The sequence below is a fragment of the Thioalkalivibrio sp. ALJ7 genome, from assembly GCF_000376865.1.
In the GTDB taxonomy this organism is placed as follows: domain Bacteria; phylum Pseudomonadota; class Gammaproteobacteria; order Ectothiorhodospirales; family Ectothiorhodospiraceae; genus Thioalkalivibrio.
Window position 1 is genome coordinate 166,641 of the sequence record NZ_AQXQ01000007.1, and the last position, 12,437, is coordinate 179,077.

Here is a 12,437-nt window from a genome sequence, read left to right on the forward strand (position 1 = left end):
GTCGCCCCCACCCCCTCCAAGCAAGACATGCCACTGGACATCGCCGGGGCGGCACGGATGCAGGCAAGCATTCGTCCCGGCCTTCATGAGAACTGGATCACAACAGGGGCTGAACAATTTTTGTTCGTAGCGGCCCAAGTAACTGAACACACGAGGTACTTTCAGAACGTCATCCAAGGAGGCAGGAAGTGAGCCACGAGAAGGACGAGATCCCCGTTGTCCAACGCGCTTACCCCGAAGACCTGGGCGAAGTCGCCCCCGAACACACCCCCGAGACCGATTCCCCCGCCATCCGCACGGTACACCCCGAAGACCTGGGTACCTGGCTAGGCAAGGGCTGGCGCGACCTCTGGCAGATGCCCGTCGCACTGGTGCATGGCCTGGTTATCGCCCTGGCGGCACTGATCCTGCTGGGCCTCAGTTGGCAACAGCCGTGGATGGCGTTCTCCTTCCTGGCCGGCATCCTGTTGTTGGGGCCTGTGCTCGCCGTAGGCGTAAACTATCTGGCCCTGCAAAACGAACGCGGCGAGCCAGGGGGCGCCGGCCTTGGCTGGTTGGGCGCCCTGGGCGGCTCGGTCTGGGCCTTTGCCGCGCTGCTGGCGTTCCTGTTCGTGATCTGGGCCAGCTTTGTGTGGATGTGGATCGCCGTCCTCAACATCGGCGAACTCGCCGTAATGGGACAACTGCACCACCTGTTGGGCGCGATGCTCAGTAGCGGCAGCGGCATCATCTCCCTGGTGGGCGTTGTGGTCGCGGCGATCGCATTCGGCCTGCTGGTGTTTGCCCTCAGTCTGGCAACGATCCCGGCACTGCTCGATCACCGTCTGCGCGATGATGCGCCGCAGAAAAGCCTGGTGGAATCAATTGGCGTCAGCCTGAAGGCCTTCAGCCACAACCCAGGCACTCTGATCCTCTGGGGCCTGATCATCACCGCCTTGTTCATGGTGTCGGTGGCCACCGCGCTACTGGCCCTGGTCGTCATCTTCCCCTGGCTTGGCTTTGCCATGTGGCACGGCTACCGGGATCTGGTCGCGGCCAACTGATCCTTCCGCGCCACTGGCCCCGCGCCCACACCCGAAGTCCGAGCACGCCGGGTGCGGTCGCTCGTGCTAACGTAAAACTCCAGCCACGCAACACCGCGACCTAAAGGACAGGAGAGGTTAATGAGCGAGGAATCCAAGGACCAGCCCCAGGATCAGGAGCGCGAATCGCGCCTGAGCGAGGCCTATCATCGCATGCTCCACGAGGTCACCGATGACCTGGAAAAGCTGGAAGACAAGACCAGCAAGGCGATCACCGAAGCGCTGGAGAACGCCCGCGACCGCGTACAAAAAGCCAGTGACCTGACCCGCGAAGAAGCCCATGAAGTCATGGACTATCTGCGCCGTGATCTGCAGGACTTGGGTGCCTACCTCGACAGCCGCAGCGCCGACTGGCGTGGCTGGCTACAGATTGATCTCGGCCTGATCGAAGCCGGCATCAAAAGCGCTCTGGAACGCATCGCGGACCGCACCCGGATCGAGATCACCGAGCTCACCGCACGCGCCCAGGTCATGGGCGAGTGGCATACGGGCGAGATCACCGGGCCCGGCGAACTGCTGTGCAAGAAATGCGAACACCCGCTACATATGACCCGGGTGGGGCGCATCCCGCCCTGCTCCAACTGCCACAACACCACGTTCCGCCGCGGCCCTGGGGGCACGCAGGCCGAATAGGCATTCAGCCCGCTCGGCGCCGGATTGCGGCGCCCGCCATCAGCAGGACCAGGGCCGCCAGTACCGCCGGCCCCATCCCGGTGGCGGTCGCCGGCGTCACGCCCTGACGGGGCTGTACCGAACCCGTGACCACCTCGCGGGTGAACAGCCCCGAGCGTTCCAGCAACCGGCCATCCGCATCGATCAGGGCCGAGATCCCGGTGTTCGTGGCACGGATCATTGGACGCCCGGCCTCCACCGCGCGCACCCGCGCAATCTGCAGGTGCTGGGCCGGGGCCAGGCTGTCGCCAAACCAGGCGTCGTTGGAAACGTTCACCAGAAAGCCGGCCTCCGGCAATGCCGCACGAATGTGCCGCGAATACGCCGACTCGTAGCAGATACTCACCCCAGCCATCTGCCCGGCAATCTGCATACGACCATCCCCCTCACCAGGACTGAGGTCGGACATGGGGATCGCCAGCAATCGATCCAGCCAGTCGAGTTGCCCGCGCAACGGGATATATTCACCAAAGGGGACTAGCTGCCGCTTGTTGTAGCCGGCCCCAGTGGTCACATTGACCACCGAGTTGTATACATGGCGACCCGCCGCCTGATGATCGAAGACCCCTACCAGAAGCTCGCCATCGTGCTCCGCCAGCGACTGGGCGAGCTGCCCCAGCGGACCTTGTACCTCGACATACAGCGCGGGGATGGCGGTCTCCGGCCAAACAACCAGATCCACACCGCCCGCCTCATGGGTCAGGTCCTCGTAAATGCCCAGTGAGTACTCAATGCCGTCGGCATCCCATTTGCGAGCCTGGTCGATATTGCCCTGCACCATGGCCACCGAGATCGGCGCGCCACCGGGCTCCACCCAACGCACCAGCCCCAGTGCTACCGAGGCGATCACCAGCATCCCCGCCAGGCCCGCACCCAGCCAGCGCTGTCCGGGCCGGAACACGGTGACCACCGCCACCGCCAGCAGGGCCACCACCAGACCCGCTCCGAGCTCGCCGACGAGCGGCAACCAGGACTGCAGGGGCGTATCCAGCACGGTGTGACCGAACAGCAGCCAGGGGAAGCCCGAGAACAACCAGGAACGGGCGAGTTCCATCAGCACCAGCCCGCCGGCCAGTGCCAGCATCCCGGCGGGTCGTGCCAGTGGCAGGAAACGCGCGGCCAATCCGGCCAGCAGCGCCGGATAGGCCGCCATCACCAGCACGAACAACACGGTAATAAGCGAGGCGACCACCAGTGGGGCCTGCCCGAAGACCAGGAGACTGTTGAAGATCCAGGTAACCCCAACCCCGAAGAAGCCGAGGCCGAAGGCATAACCCAACACGGTGGCCTGCCGCGGCGTGGCACCGGGCAACAGGGCAAACCAGACGGCCAGGGCCAGGGGTGCAGCCAGAAACCAGCTGACGGGGGCAAAGGCCAGAGTGGCGGCGCCGCCGGCCAGCAGTGCCACCAAGGCCGAGGCCCAGGGCGGCAGACGTTCAAAAAGAGGCTGCATGCGGGTCAGGGGCTGCGTCCGTCGTCCGGTTCCCGGGGCGGTCCGTCAAACGGCTGCGCGCCCTCGCTAGCCGCGACCGCAGCATCCGGCTCCGGAAGCCGCATCTCCAGCAGGTGCAGACGCCGGTTGTCGGCACGCAGCACGCGAAACTGCATGCCATCCACCACGATCTGCTCGCCGCGCCGCGGGACATGCCCAAAATGTGACAGCAGCAGGCCACCGATGGTGTCGAAATCGGCCTCGCTGTACGCGCTCTGGAAGTAGGCGTTGAACTCCTCCATCGGGGTCAGCGCCTTGATGGTGTAGCGCCCGCCAGGGTGCTGCATGATCTGGGTCAGGTAGTCTTCGACGTCGTGCTCGTCTTCGATCTCGCCCACGATCTGTTCGAGCACATCCTCGATGGTCACCAGCCCGGCCACGCCGCCGTATTCGTCCACCACGATCGCCATATGATTGCGACTCAGGCGGAACTCCTTCAGCAATACGTTCAGGCGCTTGCTTTCGGGCACGAAGACCGCCGGACGCAGGATCTCCTGCATATCAAAGGCGGCATCGTCGGGTTCACCAAAGAAGCGCAGCAGGTCCTTGGCCAGCAATACGCCGACCACCTCGTCGCGATGATCGCCGACCACCGGCAGGCGCGAATGCGCGGAAGCCACCACATCGGGGAGAAACTCGGAGAGCCCGGCATCACGCCGCACCACTTCCATCTGGGCGCGCGGGATCATGATGTCCCGCACCTGCATATCGGCGACGTTCAGCACGCCCTCCAGCATGGTCAGGGCCTCGGGGTCGACCAGCTCGCGGGCATGGGCACCGCGCAGGGTCTCGATCAGTTCACGGCGGGTCGTCGGTTCGCGGAGCGGGCGCAGGATCTTGCAGGCCCGGGTCAGCCAGCGACGCCAGATCGGTTGCTCGTCGGGTTCGGGTTCAGGCATCAGGGGCGGTTCCGGCAGGATGCGACGACAGGGTGCGGGCCGGATGCTCGGCAGCGTAGGGGTCGGAATAGCCTAACCCGGCCAGGATCGAGGACTCAATTTCCTCCATCCGCTTGGCCTCGTCCGAGGTCTGATGGTCCAGGCCCTGCAGGTGCAACATCCCGTGTACCACCATGTGATGGTAATGGGCCGCCAGCGTCTTGCCCTGCTCGGCCGCCTCTTGCGCCAACACCGGTGCGCACAACACGACGTCACCCAGATAGGCGTTCGCCTCGGGGGGCAAGCCGGGCGGCAGCGACGGGGCCGGGAATGACAACACATTGGTCGCGTAGTCGCGCCCGCGGAACGCATGATTCAGTGCCAGGCCCTCCTCGGCGTCCACCAGGCGCAGGGTCACCGCCGCCACGCCTGACCCTCGCCAAGCGGCACGGGCGGCGCGGTGCAAGGTGGCGGCGGCGGGCACGCCCGCACGCGGCACGGCGTACTGCACCGCCACCTCAAGCGCCATGTTCGTTGGGTTCGGGCGCGGGACCTGGGGTCCCGGACTCCTGCTCGTGGGCGTCATAGGCTTCGACAATACGCTGCACCAGCGGGTGACGAACCACGTCACCCGCCTGGAAGCGAGTGATATGCACGCCTTCCACATCGGTCAGGATCTGCATGGCGTGCTTGAGGCCGGAGCGCTGACCGCGCGGCAGGTCCACCTGGGTAATGTCGCCATTGACGACGGCCGTGGACCCGAAACCGATACGGGTCAGGAACATCTTCATCTGCTCAACGGTGGTGTTCTGTGCCTCGTCGAGGATGATGAAGGACTCGTTCAGGGTGCGGCCACGCATATAGGCCAGCGGCGCGACCTCAATCACCTGGCGCTCCATCAGGCGCGCGGTCTGGTCGAAGCCCATCAGTTCATACAAGGCGTCGTACATCGGCCGCAGGTAGGGGTCGATCTTCTGCGCCAGATCGCCGGGCAGGAAGCCCAGGCGCTCGCCCGCCTCCACTGCCGGGCGTACCAGCACCAGGCGCTGTACGCGATCCTGCTCCAGCGCGGCCACCGCCGCCGCAACCGCGAGGAAGGTCTTGCCGGTACCGGCCGGTCCGATCCCGAAGCTGAGGTCGTGCTTTGCGATCGCGGCCAGGTACTTGGCCTGACGCGGTCCACGCCCGCGGATCACCGCGCGCTTGAGCCGCAGCGACGGGTCGCTGCCATTCGCCCCGCCCCCATCATCGGCCAACCCCTCGACGTGGGCCGTCTGCAATGCGGTGTGCACCTGCTCCAGACTGACCGGTTCCTCCTGCGCCATGCGGTGCAGGTCATGGATCAAGGCCCCGGCGGCCTGCACTGCGGACTTCGGACCGGTCAGGTTGAAACGCGGCCCGCGATTGTGCACCGCCACACCCAGGCGCGACTCGATCAGGCGCAGATGCGCATCCAGTGGCCCGGAGATCCGCGCGAGCGTCTCCTGGTCACCGGGTTCCAGGGTGAAATCCAGACGATTGGCCATTCAGTTCAGGCGCCGACGGCAGCGGGGATGTCCCGCGCGACCGTCTGCCCGCGCAAGGAGTGCGCAAGGGCCTCGGTAATCTCGACCGGAACCATCTGTCCGATCAGGCTGGGGTCACCGGCAAAGTTGACGATACGGTTGTTCGCTGTGCGGCCGGCCAGCTCGCCCGGATTGCGCTTGGCCGGACCCTCGACCAGCACCCTTTCCACATTACCCACCATGGCCTGGTTACGCTCGCGGCCGTGCTGTTCGATCATGGCCTGCAACTCGGCGAGGCGCGCCTTCTTGGTCGCCATCGGTACGTCGTCCGGCAAGGCCGCAGCCGGGGTGCCCGGACGGGCGCTGTAGATGAAGCTGAACGAGAAATCAAAGTGCAGTTCCTCGATCAGCTTCATGGTCGCAGCGTGATCGGCGTCGGTCTCGCCGGGAAAGCCGATGATGAAATCGGAAGAGAGATCCAGATCCGGGCGTGCCTCGCGCAGGCGCCGGATCTTGGACTTGTATTCGAGCACCGTGTGGCCCCGCTTCATCTGCGCCAGGATGCGGTCGGAACCACTCTGGATCGGCAGGTGCAGGTGGCTGACCAGCTTCGGCTCGTCGGCATAGGCCTGAATCAGCGAGTCGGAAAATTCGACCGGGTGCGAGGTGGTGAAGCGGATGCGCTCGATCCCGTCGACTGCGGCCACATAGTGAATCAGCAGGGCCAGGTCGGCGGTATCGCCGTCGTCCATCGGCCCGCGATAGGCGTTCACGTTCTGGCCCAGCAGATTGACCTCCTTGACCCCCTGCGCCGCCAACGCCGCAACCTCGGCGATCACGTCGTCGAACGGACGGCTGATCTCGTCCCCTCGGGTATACGGAACGACGCAGAAGGAACAGTACTTGGAGCACCCCTCCATCACCGAGACGAACGCGGTCGGGCCATCGGCCTTCGGCTCCGGCAGGCGGTCGAACTTCTCGATCTCGGGGAAGGAAATATCCACCACCGGCGCCCGCTCGCGGCGCACGGACTGGACCATGGCCGGCAGACGATGCAGAGTCTGCGGTCCGAACACCAGATCCACATACGGGGCGCGGGCACGCAGGGCATCGCCCTCCTGGCTGGCGACACAGCCACCCACGCCGATGATCACCTCCGGCCGACGTTCCTTGATCTGACGCCAGCGCCCCAGCAGCGAGAACACCTTTTCCTGTGCCTTCTCGCGAATGGAGCACGTATTCATCAGCAGGACATCGGCCTGCTCCGGGTCGTCGGTACGCTCCGCCCCGTGCAGCTCGCGCAGGGCGTCGAGCATACGATCGGAGTCGTACTCGTTCATCTGGCAGCCGTGCGTCTGGATATAGACCTTGCGGATCATGCTTCGGTACTTCGCTGCTTTGGTTTCAGGACGCGAGCCTCAGAAGGGGACGTCATCGTCATCGAAGGCGCCACCCGAGGCCGGCGCAGGGCTGCGGTTGCCACTCTGCTGGCCGCCACCACCGTAGGCGCTGCCACCACCATAGCCCGGATCCTGGTCGAAACCGCCACCGCCGCCGCTACCCCCGCGCGCGCCGATCAGCTGCATCTCGTTGGCGACGATTTCGGTGCTGTAGCGGTCATTGCCGGACTGATCCTGCCACTTGCGGGTCTGGATCTTGCCCTCGATGTAGACCTGCGAGCCCTTGGACAGGTACTGCGCGGCGATATCCGCCAGGCGTCCGAACATCACGACCCGGTGCCATTCGGTATTCTCGCGCTTTTCGCCGGAATTCTTGTCGGTCCACTGCTCCGACGTCGCCAGACGCAGATTGGTGACGGTCACCCCGTTCGGGGTTTCGCGCTTTTCCGGGTCGGCCCCGAGGTTGCCGAGCAGGATGACTTTATTGACGCCGCGGGCCATGGGGCCTCCTTCAGTCGGGCATGGAGAGACAGACCCGTTAGTGTAGCAGCCTGCCCCGTCGACGACAGTGCGGCCCCGCACAAGGGCAGCCTCCATCGCTTGCCGGCTACCCACATCACAGTGGCACTAGGTGCCGGGCGAGCGCGCCAGCCAGAGCGTGAGCTCGGGAGTATCCGGACCGTTCGGTTCCACCTTCATGTACAAGGAGCCGGCATCCGGTGACAACGCCGCCTCATGCACACCCGGCCACTGCGCAAGTGTTTGCAGCAGCTCCTCCTCGCGCCCGCGCCAGTGAGCGGGCACGGCCATGACCCGGTTGGATCGATAACGCGGTTGCAGGCCGCGCGCGCTCCACCACCAGATCACGAGCAGCGGCACTCCGGCGAGAAACACCCCAACCGGCCCCGCAAGTGTAAGCAATCCGCCCCCCAGTACGCCGCCGGCAAAGATGCCGAGAAACTGCGCTGTGGCAAATCCACCCATTGCAGTGCCCTTGTGGGCCACTGGCGCCACGCGGGCGACCAGCGACGGCAAGCCGGCCTCCAACAGGTTGAATGCGGCGAAGAACAGGATCATCAGCGCGGCCAGCGTCCACACGCCACCGCCATCCAGCACCAGCAGCGCCAACAGGATCTGCACCCCGGCCAGCAGGGCGATGGCGGCACGCATTACGCTGTGTACCCGGCGGCGGCGCTCCCCGAAAAGAATCCCCGGCAGCATCAATGCGAATCCCGCCAACAGCACCGGCACGTAGAACTTCCAGTGGCTCGCTCCTGGCAGCGCGAGGGTCTCGACCAACAGCACGGGGATCACCAGAAAATTGGCCGCCAGGACCAGGTGCAGCACGAAGATGCCAAGGTTCAAACGCAGCAGATCGGGGGCCCGCAAGACCCGCGGCAGGGCCGACCATACCGGCACCATGTCCGGGTGGGCCCGTGTACGCGAAGGGTTAGGCACCCACACAAACAGGATCACAATGGCGACCAGCCCGAGCAGTCCCGAAAGGCCAAAGATCCCGGGCAGCCCTGCGGCCTGATCCACCACCGGTCCCAGGGCCATCGCAGCCGTGAAGGTCAGACCAATGGTCAGACCAATCACGGCCAGGGCCCGCATCCGCCGCTCCTCACCCACGAGATCCGCGGTGAGCGCGAGGATCACCGCCGCCACCGCGCCCGCACCCTGCAGGGCGCGCCCCAGGATGATCCCGTGGATGGACTCGGCGAGAGCCGCCACCAGACTCCCCGCCACGAACAACAGGAGGCCCGCAAGGATTAATGGCTTGCGCCCAACTCGGTCCGAGAGAAGCCCGAACGGGATCTGCAGCAGGGCCTGGGTGAGTCCATAGACCCCAAGCGCCAGCCCCATCAGCAGGGGAGTCGCTCCGGGAATGCGGTCGGCATGCAGCATAAACACGGGCAAGACCATAAACAGGCCGGCCATGCGCACGCCGTAGATGGCCGCCAGACCGCTGGTGGCGCGCAGCTCGCGCGAATTCATGGCGCCCGGGACCGGAGCGAGGCAGGAAAGGTAGTCATGTCCGCGGAGTTTACCGGCAACCCTGGCGCGGAAACCATGGCGCTCGCGGCCTGGGTGTTACCATGGACGGTTTGCGGCGCCCCGGGAATTTCCCTGGCCGCGCCGCCGGACGCAAACCAGTGGAGTCGATCCAGCCCCATGGACAGCATCAGCATACGCGGCGCCCGCACCCATAATCTGAAGAACGTGGACCTCGACCTGCCGCGCGAGCGGCTCATCGTGATCACTGGCGTCTCCGGGTCGGGCAAGTCGTCACTGGCCTTCGACACCCTGTTTGCCGAAGGTCAGCGACGTTACGTGGAAAGCCTGTCCACCTACGCCCGCCAGTTCCTGTCGATGATGGAAAAGCCCGACGTGGACCAGATCGAGGGCCTGTCGCCGGCCATCTCCATCGAGCAGAAGAGCACCTCGCACAACCCGCGCTCCACGGTCGGCACCATCACCGAGATCTACGACTACCTGCGCCTGCTGTTTGCGCGGGCCGGCGAGCCACGCTGCCCGGAGCACGGCGAGACGCTGGCGGCCCAGACCATCTCGCAGATGGTCGATCAGGTACTGGCTCTCCCCGAAGGCGACAAGGTGATGCTCCTGGCGCCGGTGGTCCGGGGCCGCAAGGGCGAACACCACAAGATGTTGGAGGCGATGCGCTCGCAGGGTTATCTGCGCGCACGCATCAATGGCGAGATCCATGACCTCGACGCGCTGCCGGCGCTGGACCCCAAGCGCAAGCACAACATCGAGATCGTAATCGACCGTTTCCGTGTCCGTGAGGATTTGCGCCAGCGCCTGGCCGAGTCCTTCGAAACCGCCACCGAACTTGCCGACGGCCTGGCCCTAGTCGCGTGGATGGACGAGCCGGAACGCGAGCCGATGATCTTCTCCGCGCGCTATGCGTGCCCCGTCTGTGGCTATGCGTTGCGCGAGCTGGAGCCTCGGCTGTTCTCGTTCAACAACCCGGCCGGCGCCTGCCCCACCTGTGATGGCCTCGGCGTGCGCCAGTACTTCGACCCGGAGCGGGTGGTCTCGCAACCCGCGTTAAGCCTGGGCGGCGGCGCGGTGCGCGGTTGGGACCGTCGCAATGCCTGGTATTTCAGCCTGCTGACGAGCCTGGCTCGGCACTATGGCTTCGACGTGGAGACCCCCTGGGAAGAACTCCCGGCCGAGGTCCGCGCCGTCGTGCTGCATGGCTCCGGTACCGATAAGGTCAAGCTTTCGACCCCGGCCGCGAATGGACGCATGCGCACCGACGAACGCGTGTTCGAAGGGGTGATCCCGAACCTGGAACGACGCTACCGAGAGACCGACTCCTCGGCCGTACGCGAGGAGCTGGGGCGCTACCTGGCGGAGCAGCCCTGCCCCGACTGCCACGGTACGCGCCTGAACTCGGCCGCACGCCACGTTTTTGTCAACGACATGACCCTGCCGGAGGTCACGCACATGAGCGTGGCCAACGCCCAGGCCTTCTTCAGTGACCTGCAACTCCCAGGACGCTTCGCCCAGATTGCCGAGAAGATCGTGCGTGAGATCTCGTCGCGGCTGGGCTTTCTCAACGATGTCGGACTCGATTACCTCACCCTGGACCGTTCCGCCGACACCCTGTCCGGTGGCGAGGCGCAACGGATCCGGCTGGCCTCTCAGATCGGTTCCGCCCTGGTGGGTGTGATGTATATCCTGGACGAGCCTTCTATCGGCCTGCACCAGCGTGACAATGCACGTCTGTTGAACACCCTCAGCCACCTGCGTGACCTCGGCAACACCGTGATCGTGGTGGAGCATGACGAAGATGCGATCCGCCAGGCCGATTACGTCGTGGACATCGGCCCCGGTGCCGGCCGCCATGGCGGTCAGATCGTCGCGTCGGGAACACCAGAGGCGGTCACCCAGCATCCCGATTCCCTGACCGGCGCCTATCTGCGCGGAACCCGCTGCATCCCCGTCCCCGAACACCGCATTGAACCCGATCCGGACCGAGAGATCCGCGTGATCGGCGCGCGTGGCAACAACCTCAAGGGCGGGGATTTCGCCTTCCCTACCGGCCTGTTCACCTGCGTCACCGGGGTCTCCGGCTCAGGCAAGTCGACGCTGGTCAACAATACGCTCTACCCCGCAGTCGCCACCGAATTGCATGGGGGCCGCCACCACATCGAGGAACACGAACGCATCGACGGCCTCGAGCTGATCGACAAGGTGGTCGATATTGACCAAAGTCCGATCGGACGCACACCGCGCTCCAACCCAGCCACCTACACCGGCTTGTTCACGCCCATCCGCGAACTGTTTGCGGCCACCGCCGAGGCACGCTCCCGTGGCTACAAGCCGGGTCGTTTCTCGTTCAATGTGCGCGGCGGGCGCTGCGAGGCCTGCCAGGGCGATGGCGTCATCAAGGTTGAAATGCACTTCCTTCCCGACGTCTTTGTTCCCTGCGATGTCTGCAAGGGCCACCGCTACAACCGAGAGACCCTGGAGGTTCGGTACAAGGGGAAGAATGTCCATGAGGTCCTCGAAATGACCGTGGAGGAGGCCCTGGACTTCTTTCAGCCGGTCCCGGTCATCCATCGCAAGTTGGAGATGCTCATGGAGGTCGGCTTGTCCTACATCCAGCTGGGCCAGAATGCGACGACCCTGTCCGGCGGTGAGGCCCAGCGCATCAAGCTGGCACGCGAGCTGTCCAAGCGCGATACCGGACGCACCCTCTACATCCTGGACGAACCCACCACCGGCCTGCACTTCGAAGACATCGCCCAACTGCTTCGGGTCCTGCATCGCCTGCGCGACCACGGCAACACCATCGTCGTCATCGAGCACAACCTCGACGTCATCAAGACCGCCGACTGGCTCATCGACATCGGGCCCGAGGGTGGCAGTGGCGGTGGTGAACTGTTGGTAGCGGGCACGCCAGAGGCTGTCGCCGGACACCCGCGCAGCCATACCGGCCGGTTCCTGGCGCCCATGCTCGCCGCGCCGACGCGCGAAGCCGCCAGCGTTTGAGCGCCTGCTGGACGATCCGACCCGCAACGCCCGCTCCACAGACGGGGATTGCGGGCTTCTTCGTGTAACACGCCAAAACCATCGCCATGTACCTAGCTGTGGAGTCTCACAAGGTTGTCCTCAGGTAGCCCGAGGACGCTGATGGGTGGCTGTTTGTTCAGGCTACCGTGTGGGCGGTGCCAGTTGTAGTCATGGATCCACCGGGGCAGGTGGCGTTTGCGCTCCTCCGAGGTGGCATAGGTGAAGGCGTAGGCCCACTCGCGCAGGGCGGTCTGGATGAAGCGCTCCGCCTTGCCGTTGGTTCGCGGCGTATAGGGCCGTGTCCGGCGATGACGGATGCCCAGCCGACGGCAGGCCTGGCTGAACGCCCGGGCGTGATAGCA

The 12,437-nt window shown here is 65.3% G+C and carries 11 protein-coding genes; 3 read left to right on the forward strand and 8 right to left on the reverse strand.

Features of this window, described 5'->3' with window-relative positions:
• Positions 1-188: 188 nt before the first annotated feature.
• Together D002_RS0102890 and D002_RS0102895 are read left to right on the forward strand one after the other, a co-directional pair.
• The gene (locus tag D002_RS0102890) at positions 189-1,043 is read left to right on the forward strand and encodes a DUF2189 domain-containing protein (protein ID WP_018140410.1); all 855 of its coding nucleotides are present in this window, start codon (positions 189-191) and stop codon (positions 1,041-1,043) included.
• 120 nt (positions 1,044-1,163) lie between these two features.
• Positions 1,164-1,715, forward strand: coding sequence for a zinc ribbon-containing protein (locus D002_RS0102895; RefSeq protein WP_018140411.1), 552 nt, complete (start codon positions 1,164-1,166; stop codon positions 1,713-1,715).
• A 4-nt stretch (positions 1,716-1,719) separates the two neighbouring features.
• Here D002_RS0102895 and lnt read toward each other — a convergent pair whose 3' ends face one another.
• The 7 genes from lnt to D002_RS0102930 form a co-directional block, all read right to left on the reverse strand.
• Positions 1,720-3,207 (reverse strand): apolipoprotein N-acyltransferase, encoded by a 1,488-nt coding sequence (lnt, locus tag D002_RS0102900; protein ID WP_018140412.1) that lies wholly within the window; start codon positions 3,205-3,207, stop codon positions 1,720-1,722.
• A 5-nt stretch (positions 3,208-3,212) separates the two neighbouring features.
• The gene (locus D002_RS0102905; RefSeq protein WP_018140413.1) at positions 3,213-4,145 is read right to left on the reverse strand and encodes an HlyC/CorC family transporter; all 933 of its coding nucleotides are present in this window, start codon (positions 4,143-4,145) and stop codon (positions 3,213-3,215) included.
• Complete coding sequence (ybeY, locus tag D002_RS0102910; protein ID WP_018140414.1) at positions 4,138-4,653, reverse strand: rRNA maturation RNase YbeY; 516 nt, start codon at positions 4,651-4,653, stop codon at positions 4,138-4,140. The genes D002_RS0102905 and ybeY overlap by 8 nt, the downstream gene beginning before the upstream one ends.
• The gene (locus D002_RS0102915; RefSeq protein WP_018140415.1) at positions 4,643-5,650 is read right to left on the reverse strand and encodes a PhoH family protein; all 1,008 of its coding nucleotides are present in this window, start codon (positions 5,648-5,650) and stop codon (positions 4,643-4,645) included. The genes ybeY and D002_RS0102915 overlap by 11 nt, the downstream gene beginning before the upstream one ends.
• A 5-nt stretch (positions 5,651-5,655) precedes the next feature.
• Positions 5,656-7,008, reverse strand: a complete 1,353-nt coding sequence (miaB, locus tag D002_RS13020) for a tRNA (N6-isopentenyl adenosine(37)-C2)-methylthiotransferase MiaB (RefSeq protein ID WP_018140416.1) — start codon at positions 7,006-7,008, stop codon at positions 5,656-5,658.
• 39 nt (positions 7,009-7,047) lie between these two features.
• A complete protein-coding gene (ssb, locus tag D002_RS0102925) occupies positions 7,048-7,530 on the reverse strand; it encodes a single-stranded DNA-binding protein (protein WP_018140417.1) in 483 nt (160 codons plus the stop codon).
• Between the two features lie 126 nt (positions 7,531-7,656).
• Positions 7,657-9,027: an MFS transporter gene (locus D002_RS0102930; RefSeq protein ID WP_018140418.1), complete on the reverse strand. Its 1,371-nt coding sequence runs from the start codon at positions 9,025-9,027 to the stop codon at positions 7,657-7,659.
• 177 nt (positions 9,028-9,204) lie between these two features.
• Here D002_RS0102930 and uvrA point away from each other — a divergent pair, with 177 nt between their 5' ends.
• Positions 9,205-12,054, forward strand: coding sequence for an excinuclease ABC subunit UvrA (gene uvrA, locus D002_RS0102935; protein ID WP_026181474.1), 2,850 nt, complete (start codon positions 9,205-9,207; stop codon positions 12,052-12,054).
• Positions 12,055-12,146: 92 nt separating this feature from the next.
• On the opposite strand, the gene D002_RS0102940 is transcribed toward uvrA, so the two are convergent.
• Positions 12,147-12,437, reverse strand: a 291-nt coding sequence (locus tag D002_RS0102940; protein ID WP_018140420.1) for an integrase core domain-containing protein, incomplete at its 5' end; no start/stop codon positions are given.

Coding starts and splice junctions, on each gene's coding strand:
- D002_RS0102895 (WP_018140411.1), top strand. CDS start 1,164: ATGAGCGAGGAATCCAAGGACCAGCCCCAGGATCAGGAGCGCGAATCG.
- lnt (WP_018140412.1), bottom strand. CDS start 3,207: ATGCAGCCTCTTTTTGAACGTCTGCCGCCCTGGGCCTCGGCCTTGGTG.
- D002_RS0102905 (WP_018140413.1), bottom strand. CDS start 4,145: ATGCCTGAACCCGAACCCGACGAGCAACCGATCTGGCGTCGCTGGCTG.
- ybeY (WP_018140414.1), bottom strand. CDS start 4,653: ATGGCGCTTGAGGTGGCGGTGCAGTACGCCGTGCCGCGTGCGGGCGTG.
- D002_RS0102915 (WP_018140415.1), bottom strand. CDS start 5,650: ATGGCCAATCGTCTGGATTTCACCCTGGAACCCGGTGACCAGGAGACG.
- miaB (WP_018140416.1), bottom strand. CDS start 7,008: ATGATCCGCAAGGTCTATATCCAGACGCACGGCTGCCAGATGAACGAG.
- ssb (WP_018140417.1), bottom strand. CDS start 7,530: ATGGCCCGCGGCGTCAATAAAGTCATCCTGCTCGGCAACCTCGGGGCC.
- D002_RS0102930 (WP_018140418.1), bottom strand. CDS start 9,027: ATGAATTCGCGCGAGCTGCGCGCCACCAGCGGTCTGGCGGCCATCTAC.
- uvrA (WP_026181474.1), top strand. CDS start 9,205: ATGGACAGCATCAGCATACGCGGCGCCCGCACCCATAATCTGAAGAAC.